Genomic DNA, 15,455 nt, shown 5'->3' with positions numbered 1-15,455 from the left:
ATCCTTGTATCGGGAATATATCGCGCAACCGTTGCCGGTTCCATCGGGAGTTTGCAGCACCGGGCGTTCAATCCCGGGACGAAAGGACTTTGGCGAAGGCCGCCGCATCGGTATTTCCGCCCGAGAGGATGACGGCGCTACGCTCCCCCAACTCCACCTTGCCCGCCAGCACCGCCGCCAGCGCCGCCGCGCCGCCCGGTTCGAGGACGAGGCGCAGCTTCGCGAAGGCGAGGCGCTGGGCCGTGCGGACTTCGGCAGGCGTCGCGACCAGGCCGAACGGGCAACGGTCCTTGAGGATCGCGAAGTTGATCGGCCATGTGGCGGGCGTCTGCAGCGCGTCGCAAGCGGTGGGCGGCGCATCGGGGCCGACCGGCACGATAGTTCCGGCGGCGAGGCTGCGGCACACGTCGTCCCAGCCTTCGGGCTCCACCGGCACGATCCGGGCATCGGGGCAGGCGAGGGCGAGCCCCGCCGTCAGCCCGCCGCCGCCGCAAGGCGCGACGATCAGGTCCGGCCCGGCAAGGCCCTGCTCGGCCAGTTGCGCCGCGATCTCGAGGCCCGTGCTGCCCTGTCCCTCGATCACCCACGGGTCGGCATAGGCGTGGACCAGCGTGGCGCCGCGCTCGGCGCAGAGGGCTTGCGAGACTTCGTCGCGGTCCTCCCCGCCGGGGCGGTCGTAGAGCACGACTTCGGCGCCGAGCGCGCGCGTGTTGGACAGTTTCACCTCGGGCGCGTCCACCGGCATTACGATCGCCGCCCTGATGCCGAGGCGCCGCGCGGCCCAGGCGACGCCCTGCGCGTGATTGCCGCTGGAGACGCCGACGACGCCGCATGCGCGTTCCTCGTCGTTCAGCGCGGACAGGCGGTGCCAGGCGCCGCGGATCTTGAAGGCTCCGACCGGCTGCAGGCTCTCGGCCTTGCACCAGATCGTTCGGCCATCGACCTCGAGCGGGAGCAGCGGCGTGCGGGGCAGGATTTCGGCCACCTTGCGGGCGGCGAGGGCGATGCCTTCGGGCGTGGGGATGCGCTGAGTCATGCTGCCGGTGTTAGCCCGCGCGGCGGCGGGGGCAAGGGTCAGCCGATTCGTCGCTTACGCTTCCTTGAACGACCTGGCGTTTTGCCCAGCCCCTGCGACTAACTTAGGGCTAAGCAAGCTAGCTGTCCTTCCGGCAAGCAAGAGGTGAAATGCCTACTCAGTCAGACTGCAAGGACGAGAGGTTGGGAGCTTAGCGCGCTAATCCAATGTCCGTTGTGCAACTCTTTCCGTCATTCGCGCGAAGGCGGGAACCCACCTCCTGACAGGGTTCGGGTGGCGCGCGCCACATTCCCAGTCTTTGCAGGGATGACGCAGCCGCTCAATCGTGCGGCGGGTTCTCGACCAGTTCTTCCTTCGCGCTCTCGCCCATGCCGTGCTTCAGTACCATCGGCAGCTGCGAGAACGTGAACAGGAACGAAAGCACCGTGAAGCCCCAGAGCTTGGCCTGCAGCCACGTGTCGAAGCTGACGGTATAGACCAGCACCGTGTTCAGCACCGCCAGCACCAGGAAGAACCACGCCCAGTTGCGCGACAGGATCATCCAGCCGGCGTCGTCCAGCCCCTCGAAGGCGGCCTGCAGCAGGTACTTGAGCATCGCCTTGCCGCGCCACAGCCCGAAGAACAGCACGGCCGAGAACATCAGGTAGACGGCGGTGGGCTTGAGCTGGATGAAGATCGCATTGCGGAACACCACCGTCAGCGCGCCGAAGCCGAGGATCAGCACCGTCGTCAGCCACAGCATCGGCGAGACATGGCCGAGCCGCCACTTCGACACGATCAGCGCCGCCACGGTCGCTACCATGAAGGCGATCGTGCCCTTGATGACGGCGGTGACGGTGGCGATCGAATTGCCGTCACCCTCGGGCGAGAAGTGCCGGTAGGCGAGGAAGAACACCAGCAGCGGCCCGAAATCGACGACGAGGTTCAGCCAGCTGGATTTGGGCTTCTTGGCAGCATCGGCGCTCATCACGCGATCCCCGCGATGACCCGCGCGAGCAGGTCGGGGTTGAAGGGGCGCAAGTCGTCGATCTTCTCGCCGACGCCGATGGCATGGATCGGCAGGCCGTACTGCTCCGCCGCCGCGACGAGGACGCCGCCGCGCGCGGTGCCGTCGAGCTTGGTCATGATGAGCCCGGAAACGCCAGCCACTTCCTTGAATATCTCGATCTGCGAGAGCGCGTTCTGGCCGTTGGTGGCGTCCAGCACCAGCACCACGTCATGCGGCGCGGCGGGGTTCAGGCGGCCGAGGACGCGGCGGATCTTGGCCAGTTCGTCCATCAGTTCGCGCTTGTTCTGGAGGCGCCCGGCGGTATCGACGATCAGCGCGTCGATGCCCTGCTCGGTCGCGGCCTTGAGGCCGTCGAACACGATCGAGGCGGGGTCGCCGCCTTCGGGGCCGGTGACGATGGGGATCGACAGGCGATCCGCCCAGACCTTGAGCTGGCCGATCGCGGCGGCGCGGAAGGTGTCGCCCGCCGCCAGCATGACCGAATAGTCCTGCTCCTGGAACAAGTGCGCCAGCTTGGCGATCGTGGTGGTCTTGCCCGAGCCGTTGACGCCGATGACGAGGATCACCTGCGGGCGCGGGAAGGCCACGATGTCGAGCGGCTTGGCGACCGGGCGCAGGATCTCGGCGATCTCGCGCGCGACGACTTCCATGATGGCGCGTTCGTCGGCGTCCCGCTCGAAGCGTTCCTCGGCCAGCCGGTCGCGGATGCGGGCGGCGGCGCGGGGGCCTAGGTCGGACATGATGAGCGCATCTTCCAGCGCGTCGAGCTGCGCCGGGGTCAGGCGGGTGCCGCCTCCAAGGCCGGCAAGATTGCCCGCGAGGCGCTGCGAGGTCTGGCGAAAGCCTCCGAAGAGACGGTCGGACCAGTCGCTTGATGCCCCCTCGTTCTGCTGGGGGTCAGGGGTACTCATGCTTCCAGCATTCCTTCGACAATTCGGGTCGGGGTCACTTCCACCAGCGCGCCGGGCGGCGTGCCGGGGGGAACCCGGACGGGCGCGAAGTCGGCCGCGTGGCCGCTCCCGCCCTTTTCGGCGAGCACCCATAGCGGCAAGCCCAGATGCGCGGCAAGCCAGGATGCGCGGGTTTCGGCTACCTTTGCGCGCAACTGCGCGGCGCGGGCGCGGATCGTCGCGTGCTCCACCTGCGGCATGCGCGCGGCGGGAGTGCCGGGGCGCTGCGAGTAGGGGAAGACGTGGCCGTGGACGACGCCCAGCGCCTCGATGATCGACAGGTTGGCGGCGTGCGCCTCGTCGTCCTCGGTGGGGAAACCGGCGATGAGGTCGGCACCGATGGCGATCTCGGGGCGGCGGGCGCGCAGGGCTGCGACGACGTCCACCGCATCGGCGCGCGAATGGCGGCGCTTCATGCGCTTGAGGATCAGGTCGTGGCCGTGCTGCAGCGAGAGGTGCACATGGGGCATGACCCGGGCCTCCGAGGCGAGGAGGTCGAACAGCAGGTCGTCCACTTCGGCGCCGTCGATCGAGGAGAGGCGCAGGCGCGGCAGGTCGGGGAACCGGGCGAGGATCGCTTCGGCGAGCGCGCCGAGGCGGGGTTCTCCGGGAAGGTCGCCGCCCCATGAGGTGAGATCGACGCCGGTGAGGATCACTTCCTGCACGCCTGCGTCGAGGTGGCGGACCACGTCGTCCAGCACTTGCGCCACGGTGCGCGAGCGGCTCGGGCCTCGGCCTTGCGGGATGATGCAGAAGGTACAGGCGTGGTCGCAGCCGTTCTGGACCTGCACGAAGGCGCGGGTGTGGGCGCGGGTGTCTGGCGCGCGGGTGGCCAGCGGCACGTTCCAGGCGCGCGGGTCGAGCTTGGCGGTGTTGGCGATGAGGCCGTCCACCTCGGGCATCGCCGCTAGCGCCTCGCGCTCGACTTCGGCCGCGCAGCCGGTGACGAGGAGGCGCGCGTCGGGACGGGCCTTGCGGGCGCGACGGATGGCCTGGCGGGTCTGGCGCACGGCTTCCGCCGTGACCGCGCAGGAGTTGATGACGACGAGGTCGTCCGCCTCACCCAGCATCCCGCGCAGGGACTCGCTTTCGGCGAGGTTCAGGCGGCAGCCGAGCGAATGGACCTCGACGGTCAAATGGCGATCCTGATGTGCGCTCCGAAATCGGCGGCGTCGAAGGAGCCGCGGAAGGCTTCGGTCGCGGGGCCGGTCATGACGATCTCGTTGTCCTCGCGCCACTCGATCACCAGCGGGCCGCCGGGCAGCGTCACGGTGACGCGGCGGTCGACGAGGCCGCGCTTCATCGCGCCGATCGCGGTGGCGCAGGCGCCGGTGCCGCAGGCGCGCGTGAGGCCCGCGCCGCGCTCCCACACGCGCAGGGTGATCGCGTCTCGCGCGGTGATGCCAGCTACGTTGACGTTGATGCGCTCGGGGAACAGCGGGTCGGTCTCGATCATCGGGCCGATGCGGGCCATGTCGATCGCGTAGGGATCGGCGACGAAAAAGATGACGTGCGGGTTGCCGACGTTGACCGCGATCGGGTTCACCAGTTCCTCCCACGCGACGGGCATGGCGTGGGTGTCCATGGCGTAGGCGAGGGGGATCGCGTTCCAGTCGAAGCGCGGCTTGCCCATCTGGACGCTGATGCCGCCATCGGTGGGCGTGGAGATGACGAGCCCGCCGAGCGTCTCGATCCGGGCGGGTTCACCGTGCAGCAGGCCGACCGCGCGCGTGGCGTTGCCGCAAGCCTCGACCTCGCTGCCGTCGGCGTTGAAGATGCGCATGCGGAAATCGGCGTCCATCGAGGGTTCGAGGACGATGAGCTGGTCGCAGCCGATCCCGGTGTGGCGGTCCGCCAGCGCCGAGGCGAAGGCGGCGTCCACCGGGGGCAGCGCGTGCACGCGGCCGTCGAGCACGATGAAGTCATTGCCCAGGCCGTGCATCTTGGTGAAGTCGATCCGCATGCGCGCGATTTAGGTGGTGCGGGGGGGAAGGTCAATTTCCCCTGCCGTTTTCGTCGTCCCGGACTTGATCGGGGACCGGTGGCTGTCTTTAGGCGGATGCGGTCGGCGAGACGCCTTGCCGAGAGCAAGGTCGCTCAAGGCAAGCGGTCCCGGATCAGGTCCGGGACGACGTCAGGCGCGCTTCACTTCCGGTGTATCATCCGGGGCGACTTCGGTCTTGGGTTCCTCACCCAGCCATTCGCCGAGTTCGGCCGCGGGGCGGGGGCGGCCGTACAGATAGCCCTGGCCGGTGATCCCGCCGTACTGGCGCAAGTGGTCGAGCACGGCCTGCGTCTCGATCCCCTCGGCCGTTACCGGCATGTGCAGCCCTTCGCCCAGCGTCGCCACGGCGCGGACGATGGCGGCGCTGTCCTCGTCGTCGAGCATGCTGGAGACGAAGCTGCGGTCGATCTTGATGCGGTCGAACGGCAGCTGCTTGAGCTGCCCGATCGAGCTGTAGCCGGTGCCGAAATCGTCGAGGCTGATGCGGATGCCCTGGTTCTTGAGGCTGGTCACCAGCGTGCGTACCTGGCCCAGGTTCTGGTGGAGGCAGCTTTCGGTGATCTCGATCTCCAGCCGCTGCGGCGGGAAGTTGGCCTCCACCAGCATGCGCAGGAGTTTCTGGGCGAACCACGGGTCGCGCAGCTGGATGGGCGAGATGTTGACCGCCAGCGTCAGTTTCGGGTCCCACAGCTTCGCGTCTTCCAGCGCCTGTGCGATCACGCTGCGCGAGAGTTCGGTGATCGCGCCGATCTCCTCGGCGACGGGGATGAAGATGTCAGGTGCAACGATGCCGAATTGCGGCGAATCCCAGCGCGCCAGCATCTCGAAGCCGGTCAGTTCGCCCGTTTCCAGATCGACCTGCTGTTCGTAGAACGGCACGAATTCGCCGCGCGGAATGCCCTGGCGGATGCCTGCCTCAAGGTCGGCGCGGAAACGCATCTCGTGCGCCATCTGCGGCTCGAACCACGAGAACTGGTTCCGGCCCTGTCGCTTGGCGTGGTACATCGCGACGTCGGCCATCTCCAGCAGCGCGGGCGAGGAAGTCGTGCGCGATTCGGCGCGGGCGAGGCCGATCGAGGCGGTGACGTCGATCGTCGCGTTGCTGATGCGCGAGCCCTCGGCGATGGCCTGCACCAGGGCCGCGGCGATGCTGTCGACGGTTTCGCTGTGACGGGGCTCGAACGGAACGGCTACGGCGAATTCGTCGCCGCCGATGCGGCCGACGATGGTGCCTTCTGGAAGCGCGGCGGTGATGCGGCGGGCGCATTCCACCAGCAGGCGGTCGCCGGTGGCGTGGCCGTTGTAGTCGTTGACCTGTTTGAAGTTGTCGAGATCGATCATCAGCACCGCCACGGCCCGCCCGGCCGTCGCGCTGCGATCGATCAGCGCGTCGACGCTCAGGTTGAAGCTGCGGCGGTTGTGGAAGCCGGTGAGCGAATCGGTTTCGGCAAGTCGCCGCGCTTCACGCTCGGCGGCGCGGCGCAGCATGATCTCGTCGCACAATTCGCGGTAGCGGCTCCAGCCGAAGATGATGATCGCGATGTTGAGCAGGAAGGCGTTGAGCAGGAAATGGTCCGGCCCCGGCCCTTGTCCGGTAAGCGAGTTGACGACCGCCGGGCCGATTTCGCTGCCGGTGGCGACGAAAAGAATGATCGCCGCGGTAACGATGCCGAAAGCGACGATGTCGACCTCGCTGCCTTCCGTGTCACGCCGGGAGGAAAGGATACTTGCTGCGTGCACGAAATGGCCCCTCCAAGGGCGTGGCTTGTAAGCCGTTGGAGCTACGCAGTTCCTCTGAAATATCAGTTAACGAAAAAGCCCCGGCCTGCATCAGCGGGCCGGGGCTTGGGCTATTACAGAGTTTTAATCGGCGCCGTTCACATCTTCAGACCGATCTCGCGCAGGCGCTCCTGCAGGTAGTCGTCGGCGGTGATCGAGACCGGGTAGCGGTCCGGGTTCTCGTCGCTCACGCACTCGGGCAGGGTGACGAAGCGGAAGTCGCTGCGCAGGTGGAGGAAGAACGGCATCGAGTAGCGGCTGTGCCCGGCACGCGCGCCCTCGGGGTTGCGGACGCGGTGCGTGGTCGAGGGCAGCACGTGGTTGGTCAGGCGCTGCAGCATGTCGCCGATGTTGACGACGATCGCGCCCTCGGGCGGCGCGACCGAGAGCCAGCGACCGTCCTTGCTCAGCAGTTCGAGGCCCGCTTCCTGTGCGCCGAGCAGCAGGGTGATGAGGTTGATGTCCTCATGCGCGCCGGCACGGATGGCGCCTCCGGATTCAGCGGAAACCGGCGGGTAGTGCAGCAGGCGCATCACCGAGTTGCCGTCCTCGATCCCTGCGTCGAACCAACCCGCATCGAGGCCGAGGTCGACGGCGATCGCTGAGAGCACCTTGGCGCCGGCCTCGTCGAACTGGGCGTAGAGTTCGCGGAAGGTCTCTTCGAAGCCTTCAACCTCGGTCGGCCAGATGTTCGGCGGCATCGAGGCGGCGAGCGGCGAATCGGCGGGAACGTCGCGGCCGACGTGCCAGAATTCCTTGAGGTCCTTCTCCTTGGCGCCCTTGGCGACTTCGGTGCGGAACGGCGTATAGCCGCGCGCGCCGCCTTGGCCGGGGATGAAGTATTTCTGCTTGGTCTCGACCGGGAGGGCGAAGAATTCCTCGGTCCTGGCCCAGGCCTGGTCGATCAGCGACTGGTCGATGCCGTGGTCGCGGATCATCGCGAAGCCGAAGGTGCGGAAGCTCTCGCCGATGCGCGCGGGCAGGTCGGCACTGTCGGCCACGAGGCTGAGGACGGGGATTTGTGCGAGGTCCATGGTAGTGCAATCCGTAACGAGTCGGTATGCCGCCCCTTTAGGCGCCCCGGCCGTCACAGTCTAATTCGGGCCGGAAATTTACGATGGAAGGTGCGGGCATGGCATACTGGCTGATGAAGTCTGAACCCGATGCTTACGGCTGGAACGATCTTGTGAAGGAAGGCGAGGGCACATGGGACGGCGTGCGCAACCACCGCGCCGCCAACAACCTGCGCGCCATGGAAGTAGGCGACGAGGTGTTCTTCTACCATTCCAACATCGGCAAGGAGATCGTCGGCATCGCTACGGTGAGCAAGGCCGGGATCACCGATCCCAGCGATCCCGAGGGCAAGTGGGCGGCGGTCAAGGTGAAGCCGGTGCGCAAGCTGAAGCGGCCGGTGACACTCGCGCAAGTGAAGGGCGATCCCAAGCTGGCGGAGATGGAACTGGTGAAGTTCTCGCGCCTGTCGGTGGGTGTGGTGACGCCGCAGGAGTGGGACTACGTGCTGGGGCTGGCAGGGGAGTGACGACATATCGCCGCTAAGGCACGCCTCGGCGCAGGCGTACGAAACTTAGCGACGGAGCAGCGTGTTCTCTTCACGTGACGGCAGCGAGATGTTTCGCCGCCGAGCTAAGGAGATACCGCCGTGGGTGAACTCAAGGACACCGTGAAGGGACTGGGCAACGAGATTGCCGGTAACGTCAAGCAGGCCGCAGGCAAGGCGCGCAACGACCCGGCCCAGCAGGCAGAAGGCAAGGCCCAGGAAAAGAAGGGCGAGCTTCAGCAGGGCATCGGCAAGGTCAAGGGCGCGCTCGGCGACCGGGTCTGACCTGACCTCTTCCTGACGGAAACCAGCGAGAGGGCTGCCTTAGGGCGGCCCTTTTTCTTTGGGTTTCCGATGCTTGCAAGAACGAATCGTCCCGTTTCGGGAAGGGTTCGCCAAGCGCTTTGCGCAATGGTAAACAAATCGTTAATGCGTGACTTATGCGAAGCATGACACGTCGCGCACTCGTCCTCACGCAGGAGTCGGCCGGGCACTGGTTCCGCCGCTCACTGCCGCCCCACGTCTTCACCGAATCGCTTGAGGAGGAAGACGAAGATGTGGAGGCCGCGCGCAAATGGCGCCTCAGCGGCGGCGACTGGCGGGGGTTTCTGACCGCCTACTGCGCCAGCTTCGTGGCGATCACGCTGTTCATCGCCTGATACGGCGAGGCGTCGCCATTTACCTGTAGCGTCATTGCGAGCGTAGCGAAGCAATCCAGGGCGGTTTAAGCTGCCCTGGATTGCTTCGCTACGCTCGCAATGACGAAGATAAGAGGCTCAGCCCGCCTTGGGGCATTTCTCGGCGCGGAACAGCAGATAGCCCAGCCAGGCCGAGGCTACGCAGCACAGCGAGACGACCAGTAGCTGCTGCGCCACCGCCACGCCCATCAGCGTCATTACGCCGGTCGCCAGTGAGCCGACGACCATCGCGCCCGAGTTGACGATGTTGTTCGCGGCAATCGTGCGCGCGGTCTGCGACTTGGGCACGAAGGTGGTGAGGAAGGCGTAGAGCGGCACCACGAACATGCCGCCGCAGATGGCGATGCCCAGCAAGGTCAGCATCAGCGGGATCGCCAGCGGCTGCACCACGAAGATGCCGACGTCCATCAGCGTGCCCGTCCCGCTATGCGGCGGCCAGATGCGGCAGACCTGCTGGAAGGCGACGAGGAACACGCCCATGCCGATCACCGAGATCGGCGACCAGCGCGCGGAAACGGTGCCCTTGAGCAGCGCATTGATCGCCATCGACCCGATCGCGACGCCGACCGAGAAGATCACCAGGAACAGGCTGGCCACTTCCTTGCTGGCCATCAGCATGTTCTTGGCGAGCGGCGGGAACTGCACGAACAACACGGTGCCGATCGCCCAGAAGAAGCTGATCGCGCAGATGGCAAGGAACACGCGGCGGTCCTGCATCGTCGTGCGCACAAGGCGCACGGAAGCGCGGATGACGTGGTAGTCGAGCGGCTCGATCTTGCCGAGCGGCGGGGCGGAGGGGACCTGTCGCCCGGCGAACCAGCCGATTATGGCGACGACGATCACCCCGATCGCGGCGGCATCGACGCTGATCCAGCCCGCGACGATCGTGCCTGCGAGCACGGCGATGTACGTACCCGCTTCGACCAGCCCGGTGCCGGACAGGACTTCACCGTCCTTCAGGTGCTGCGGCAGGATCGCGTACTTGATCGGTCCGAAGAAGGTCGAGTGCACCCCCATCGCGAACAGCGCCAGCAGCATCAGCGGGATCGCCACGGCGTCGAGCGCCTGCCCCTGCCACGCAAGGGCAAGGCCCGCGCCGCCGACCAGCATGATGCCGATCTCGCAGGCCTTGATGATGCGAATCAGCTTCGCCTTGTCCCGCATGTCGGCCAGCTGCCCAGCCAGCGCCGAGAGCAGGAAGAAGGGGATGATGAAGATCGCCGAGGCCATCGCGCTGAACCGCGCCTCCTGGCCTTCCGAGTGATACACCTCGTAGACGACGAAGAGCACCATCGCGTTCTTGAACAGGTTGTCGTTGAACGCACCCAGAAGCTGGGTGACGAAAAGGGGGAGAAAACGTCGCGCCCGGATGAGTTGGGTCGTCGTGGTCATGATCTAAGTATGCCGCCGGCCTTGCTCATTGGTCGTCGGGACACTTAATGGCATGGGGCGGGGGCACAAGCCCTGTTCACCACTTTATTCCCGTAGCGATTGCGGGCTATGGCATTCCCATCATGCTGACTCTGCCGAACATCCTGACGCTTTCACGCATCGTCGCCCTTCCGTTGCTCGCCTTCCTGCTCTGGTGGCCCAGATGGGAATTCGGCTACGGACTGGCTTTCGGGCTTTACTGCCTGATGGGACTCACCGACTATTTCGACGGCTATCTCGCTCGTTCGAGCGGGACGGTGTCGAAGCTGGGCGTATTCCTCGACCCCATCGCCGACAAGATCATGGTGGCGACGGTGATTCTGGTGCTGACCGCGCAAGGCATCCTGCGTGGGCCTTTCGTGGGCGACATGCACGTGATCGCGGGCCTCGTCATCCTCGTGCGTGAGATCGCCGTGTCGGGCCTGCGTGAGTTTCTTGGGGGGCTGCAGGTTTCGGTGCCAGTCAGCCGCCTTGCGAAGTGGAAGACGACGTTCCAGCTGATCTGCCTGGGGGCGCTGATCCTTGGCGTGGCGATGCCGTGGTGGAATCTCGACCTCGGCGCGCTGGTAATCAACGTGCCGCATACCGTGGGCCTGACGACGCTGTGGGCGGCCGCCGCACTGACGGTGGTGACGGGCTGGGACTATCTGCGGGTCGGCCTCAAGCACATGGACTGAACCCCTTGCGCTTGCGGTGCGGGCAAGCGGACTTGCGTTCCCCGCACTTGGTCTGACGCGGCTCGAGGGCCATTTGCGCTCGGAGCGGGGGCTACAGCACGAAGGATTTCACCATTACCGTCGCGTCCAGCACCATGTCGGCGTCCAGTGCCGTCAGCGGCCCCAGCCGCCCGGTCGTCTTCTCGCTGGCCGTCGCTGCCGGGCTGACCGTCGCCAACATCTACTACAACCAGCCGATGATCGGGCTGATGGAGCGCGACCTTGCGGGTGCGGCGGCGACTTACGTGCCGACCGCGACGCAGCTCGGTTACGCCTTCGGCCTCGTCGTGTTGGTGCCGCTTGGCGATCTGGTGGAGCGGCGGAGGCTGATCGTGCTGCAATGCCTGGCGCTGACCGCCGCGCTGGCTCTCGTCGCCATCGCGCCGAGTGCCGGGCTGGTGCTGGCCGCATCGTTGCTGGTCGGGCTGCTCGCTTCGGTTGCGCAGCAGATCGTGCCGTTCGCGGCGAATCTCGCCCCTGACGAGAAGCGCGGCGCAATCGTCGGTACGGTGATGGCCGGTCTCCTGTGTGGTATCCTGCTCAGCCGTACGCTGGCAGGCTTCGTTGCCGGAACGCTCGGGTGGCGGGAGATGTTCTGGCTCGCGGTTCCACTGGCGCTTTTGACCGCACTGCTCATGGCGTTCCAGCTTCCGCGCAGTCGTCCGCAAGACACCGGACTCGGCTATGTCGGCCTGCTGCGCTCGCTCTGGAGTCTGTGGCGCGAATTTCCCGCGCTGCGGCTGGCGACTTATACCCAGTGCTGCCAGTTCGGCGTCTTCAGCGTGTTCTGGACCATTCTTGCCCTGCGCCTGCAGGAGCACTTCGACCTTGGGCCGGAAGCTGCGGGACTGTTCGGTATCGTCGGTGCGGCGGGCGTGCTTGCAGCACCGGTCGCAGGACGACTCGCCGACCGTCGCGGTCCGCATCCGGCTATCGTGCTGGGCACGGTGATGACGCTGGCGGCCTGGCTGATCTTCGGTTTCTGGCACTCGATCGCCGGGCTGATCGTGGGGGTACTGGTGCTCGACGTGGCGGTGCAGCTCAGCCAGATCTCCAACCAGAGCATCATCTACGCGCTGCGGCCTGAGGCGCGCTCACGCATCAACACCGTCTACATGGCGATGATGTTTCTGGCCGGGGCAGCCAGTTCGGGCGCGGCGACGGCGACATGGCATCAGTGGGGCTGGGGCGGGGTCTCGGCGCTCGGGATCGGCATTTCGGTGCTCGGCGTGGCGCTGCAGGTGCTGCGGCGGCGCTAGGACGCCGGGGCTTCGACAAGCTCAGCCTGAGCGGAATTGAGAGCTAGTTCTTGATCCCCGCTCAGGCTGAGCTTGTCGAAGCCCCCTCAGGCTACAAAGCCAGGTCAACCAGCCCGCAACTCGTCCGCCAGCATCCGGAATTCCTCTGCACGCGGGGAATTCTTGCGCCACACCAGCGTGATCTCGCGATTCGCGTTGGGCGAGATCAGCGGCCGGGCGACGACGTTGGTTCCATTGAGAATCCCTGCGTCGAGCGCCATTTCCGGCAGCATCGTCAGGCCCAGCCCGTTGTCGACCATCTGCACCAGCGTATGCAGCGAGGTGCCGATCATCGTCGCGCTGGCCCGCAGTTCGGGCCGGTTGCAGGCGGCGAGGGCATGGTCCTTGAGGCAGTGCCCGTCCTCGAGCAGGAGCAGGCGGTTCTCGTCGATCACGTCGGGGCTGACTTCGGCGGGCGGATCGCGCGGATCGTCGCGGGGGAAGGCGACGAAGAAGGCGTCGAGTTCGATCGTCTCCTTCTCCACCTCGCCGGTCGCATAGGGCAGGGCGAGCAGCACGCAGTCGGCGCGGCCATGGTGGAGCGATTCCATCGCCGCCTGGCTCGGTTCCTCGCGCAGGAAGAGCTTGAGATTCGGGCGTTCGCGGCGCAGGCGTGGCAGCATCCGGGGCAGCAGGAACGGCGCGATCGTCGGGATCACGCTCATGCGCACTTCGCCCGAGAGCGGCTTGCCGCTGGACTGGACGAGTTCGGACAGTTCCTCCGTCTCGCGCAGGATGCGGTGGGCCTTCTCGACCACGGCATTGCCCAGCGGCGTGAAGCGGACGGCGCGCTTGGTGCGCTCCACGAGGACTACGCCAAGCAGCGTTTCCAGATCGCGCAGACCCGCCGACAGTGTCGATTGCGACACGAAGCAGGCATCGGCGGCACGGCCGAAATGGCCGTGCTCGTGGAGCGAGACGAGATACTGGAGCTGCTTGAGCGTCGGTTGGTAGACGGTCATGTGGTGGCTATTGCACGGTGGGAGCGGTTCGCCAAGCGGCGTTGTGCAATGCGGAAGAAGGAGGAAGGGAGCCCACCCCCGGCCCCTCCCGCAAGCGGGAGGGGAGGAAAAATCGCAGCGTTGCCCCTCCCGCTTGCGGGAGGGGAGCGAGACTTGGTCCGGAGGACCTAGTCGCAGCGGGGTGGGCTTATTCGGCCACCGTATCGTCGACGACGTCTTCCACGCGCGTCATCTTGAGCTTGCCGTTCTCCACCGCGAAGGCGAGCTTGCCCTCGACGAGATCGAGCGCATCGCGGCCGAACACGTCGTAGCGCCAGCCCTGCAGCAGGCTGAGGTTCTTGCGAACGCCCGCCGCGAGCAGTTCCAGTTCGTCGCTGCGCGCCAGCAGGCGGGCCGCGGCATCGATTTCACGGGCACGGATCTTGAGCAGCAGCTTGAGCAGGTCGGCGACCAGCGAGCCTTCCTTGCCGAGCGGCGCGCCGCGCGGGGCGCGGGCGGGCATCTCGTCGTCGGTCAGTGGCTCCGCCTTGGCGATGGCGGTCATCAGGCGGCGGCCGATTTCGTTATCCTTCCAGCCTTGCGACAGGCCGCGCACTTTAGCCAGATCGGCCTGGCTCTTGGGCGGGTGGCTGGCGATGTCGGCCAGCGTCTCGTCACGGGCGATGCGGCCGCGCGGGATGTTCTTGCCCTGCGCTTCCAGTTCTCGCCATTCGGCGATCGCGCGCAGGCGGCCAAGCACTTGCGGGTTGCGGCCCGGCGCCTTGATCCGGTGCCAGGCTTCCTTGGGGTCGTTCCGGTAGTTCTCCGGATCGGCCAGCTTTTCCATCTCCTGGTCCAGCCAGGCACCGCGCCCGGTCTTGATCAGGCGCTTGAGGATCTTGGGGAAGATCTTGGAAAGATGCGTGACGTCGCCGATCGCGTATTCGATCTGGCGGTCGGTCAGCGGGCGGCGCGACCAGTCGGTGAAGCGGGCGCCCTTGTCGATCGTCAGGCCCTGCCACGATTCGACGAGGTTGGAATAGCCGATCTGCTCGGACTGGCTGATCGCCATCATCGCGATCTGGGTGTCGAATATCGGGTGCGGGGTGCGGCCGGTGAAGTTGAAGATGATCTCCACGTCCTGCCCGCCCGCGTGGAAGACCTTGAGGACGTCCTCGTTCTGCGTCAGCAGGTCGAGCAGTGGGGTCATGTCGAGGCCGTCCGCCAGCGGATCGATCGCCGCCGCTTCCTCGGTATTGGCGATCTGCACGAGGCAGAGTTCGGGCCAATAGGTGTTCTCGCGCATGAACTCCGTGTCGACGCTCACGAAATCGGACTTCGCGAGACGCTCGCACAGGGCGGCAAGATCTTCGGTTTTCGTTATCAGCGGGTGAATTTTCATTGAACGAGGGCGTTACGCCTAACCGCGCGGGGGATCAACGCCCCGTGTTACCGTTTTGTCGCAGTTTATTTCCGACCGAGGAGCCGCTGCCACAGGCTGGGCTTCTTGATGTCGGCCAGTTCGGCAATGCTCTCGGCCGTCACGAAGCGGTGGCGCAACTGCGATCCGGTGGTGTGACCGTAGGGGAGGGGAAGGTACAGGCCCTCGGGTTCATATCCCGGGTCCGCTTCCGGATCGGCGAGTTCGCGCAAGTCGAGCATGGCCGGAAATTCGGCCTCGACCGAAGCGCTCGCAGGCGCGGAAACCGGTGCGTCGGCCCATTCCTGGTACTGCGCCGCTTTCCCTTCGTCGGTCGGGTGGAAGATGGTTTCGTCCAGCTTGCCGTCAGCAAACATCTGCATTTCCCGGTTTTTTGGTGTGGCGACCCGTGCGCGGGAGCATAATCGCCAAATGGTTTATTTGGAGTTACCGCCGTCATCCCGGCGCGGGCCGGCACCTCTGGCGATGAACAGCCCACCTTGCATCGAGGCTCCCGGCCAATGCCTGAAGACCGCAAGCGTTCCCGGCCTGCGCCGGGATGACGGGGATTTTACGCGAATCCCCATCTGGCAATCGCTGCGGCACTCCTTTAG

16 protein-coding genes are annotated in these 15,455 nt (G+C 66.2%); 5 read left to right on the top strand and 11 right to left on the bottom strand.

Annotated features, from left to right (window positions below; translation table 11 throughout):
* Positions 1–67 precede the first annotated feature (67 nt).
* The 7 genes from PKE80_RS05215 to PKE80_RS05185 all read right to left on the bottom strand — a co-directional run bounded on the left by PKE80_RS05215 (position 68) and on the right by PKE80_RS05185 (position 7,813).
* Entirely contained in the window at positions 68–1,036 is a 969-nt protein-coding gene (locus PKE80_RS05215; RefSeq protein WP_271181596.1) for a threonine ammonia-lyase, read from the bottom strand.
* A 319-nt stretch (positions 1,037–1,355) separates the two neighbouring features.
* Positions 1,356–2,003 carry an inner membrane-spanning protein YciB gene (locus PKE80_RS05210; protein ID WP_271181595.1) on the bottom strand — a complete coding sequence of 216 codons (648 nt, stop codon included), beginning with the start codon at positions 2,001–2,003 and terminating at the stop codon, positions 1,356–1,358.
* Positions 2,003–2,956 carry a signal recognition particle-docking protein FtsY gene (ftsY, locus tag PKE80_RS05205; RefSeq protein ID WP_271181594.1) on the bottom strand — a complete coding sequence of 318 codons (954 nt, stop codon included), beginning with the start codon at positions 2,954–2,956 and terminating at the stop codon, positions 2,003–2,005. Before ftsY ends, PKE80_RS05210 begins: the two co-directional genes overlap by 1 nt.
* The gene (locus tag PKE80_RS05200) at positions 2,953–4,131 is read right to left on the bottom strand and encodes a MiaB/RimO family radical SAM methylthiotransferase (protein ID WP_271181593.1); all 1,179 of its coding nucleotides are present in this window, start codon (positions 4,129–4,131) and stop codon (positions 2,953–2,955) included. The genes ftsY and PKE80_RS05200 overlap by 4 nt, the downstream gene beginning before the upstream one ends.
* On the bottom strand, positions 4,128–4,958 hold the full coding sequence (dapF, locus tag PKE80_RS05195) for a diaminopimelate epimerase (RefSeq protein ID WP_008833276.1): 831 nt from the start codon (positions 4,956–4,958) through the stop codon (positions 4,128–4,130). The genes PKE80_RS05200 and dapF overlap by 4 nt, the downstream gene beginning before the upstream one ends.
* Before the next feature lie 171 nt (positions 4,959–5,129).
* A complete protein-coding gene (locus PKE80_RS05190) occupies positions 5,130–6,740 on the bottom strand; it encodes a putative bifunctional diguanylate cyclase/phosphodiesterase (protein ID WP_211150228.1) in 1,611 nt (536 codons plus the stop codon).
* Positions 6,741–6,877: 137 nt separating this feature from the next.
* Entirely contained in the window at positions 6,878–7,813 is a 936-nt protein-coding gene (locus tag PKE80_RS05185; RefSeq protein ID WP_008833274.1) for an isopenicillin N synthase family dioxygenase, read from the bottom strand.
* 98 nt (positions 7,814–7,911) lie between these two features.
* On the opposite strand from PKE80_RS05185, the gene PKE80_RS05180 reads away from it, so the two are divergent.
* The 3 genes from PKE80_RS05180 to PKE80_RS05170 all read left to right on the top strand — a co-directional run bounded on the left by PKE80_RS05180 (position 7,912) and on the right by PKE80_RS05170 (position 8,996).
* The gene (locus PKE80_RS05180) at positions 7,912–8,319 is read left to right on the top strand and encodes an EVE domain-containing protein (protein WP_271181592.1); all 408 of its coding nucleotides are present in this window, start codon (positions 7,912–7,914) and stop codon (positions 8,317–8,319) included.
* Positions 8,320–8,439: 120 nt separating this feature from the next.
* Positions 8,440–8,622, top strand: coding sequence for a CsbD family protein (locus PKE80_RS05175; protein ID WP_008833272.1), 183 nt, complete (start codon positions 8,440–8,442; stop codon positions 8,620–8,622).
* A 164-nt stretch (positions 8,623–8,786) separates the two neighbouring features.
* On the top strand, positions 8,787–8,996 hold the full coding sequence (locus PKE80_RS05170) for a hypothetical protein (RefSeq protein WP_231958197.1): 210 nt from the start codon (positions 8,787–8,789) through the stop codon (positions 8,994–8,996).
* A 117-nt stretch (positions 8,997–9,113) separates the two neighbouring features.
* On the opposite strand, the gene PKE80_RS05165 is transcribed toward PKE80_RS05170, so the two are convergent.
* The gene (locus PKE80_RS05165; RefSeq protein WP_271181591.1) at positions 9,114–10,427 is read right to left on the bottom strand and encodes an MFS transporter; all 1,314 of its coding nucleotides are present in this window, start codon (positions 10,425–10,427) and stop codon (positions 9,114–9,116) included.
* A 122-nt stretch (positions 10,428–10,549) separates the two neighbouring features.
* Between PKE80_RS05165 and pgsA the strand changes: the two genes are divergently transcribed.
* Both pgsA and PKE80_RS05155 read left to right on the top strand, forming a co-directional pair.
* The gene (gene pgsA / locus PKE80_RS05160; RefSeq protein ID WP_008833269.1) at positions 10,550–11,143 is read left to right on the top strand and encodes a CDP-diacylglycerol--glycerol-3-phosphate 3-phosphatidyltransferase; all 594 of its coding nucleotides are present in this window, start codon (positions 10,550–10,552) and stop codon (positions 11,141–11,143) included.
* Positions 11,144–11,277: 134 nt separating this feature from the next.
* A complete protein-coding gene (locus PKE80_RS05155) occupies positions 11,278–12,441 on the top strand; it encodes an MFS transporter (protein WP_271181590.1) in 1,164 nt (387 codons plus the stop codon).
* Between the two features lie 104 nt (positions 12,442–12,545).
* On the opposite strand, the gene PKE80_RS05150 is transcribed toward PKE80_RS05155, so the two are convergent.
* The 3 genes from PKE80_RS05150 to PKE80_RS05140 form a co-directional block, all read right to left on the bottom strand.
* On the bottom strand, positions 12,546–13,442 hold the full coding sequence (locus PKE80_RS05150; RefSeq protein ID WP_008833267.1) for a hydrogen peroxide-inducible genes activator: 897 nt from the start codon (positions 13,440–13,442) through the stop codon (positions 12,546–12,548).
* A 187-nt stretch (positions 13,443–13,629) separates the two neighbouring features.
* Entirely contained in the window at positions 13,630–14,823 is a 1,194-nt protein-coding gene (gene rnd, locus PKE80_RS05145) for a ribonuclease D (protein WP_008833266.1), read from the bottom strand.
* A 65-nt stretch (positions 14,824–14,888) separates the two neighbouring features.
* A complete protein-coding gene (locus PKE80_RS05140; RefSeq protein WP_271181589.1) occupies positions 14,889–15,224 on the bottom strand; it encodes a hypothetical protein in 336 nt (111 codons plus the stop codon).
* Positions 15,225–15,455 lie beyond the last annotated feature (231 nt).

The sequence above is a fragment of the Novosphingobium resinovorum genome (genome assembly GCF_027922145.1).
In the GTDB taxonomy this organism is placed as follows: domain Bacteria; phylum Pseudomonadota; class Alphaproteobacteria; order Sphingomonadales; family Sphingomonadaceae; genus Novosphingobium; species Novosphingobium resinovorum.
The sequence above is the reverse complement of the archived record's forward strand: the minus strand, read 5'-3'. Positions and strand labels throughout refer to the sequence as shown.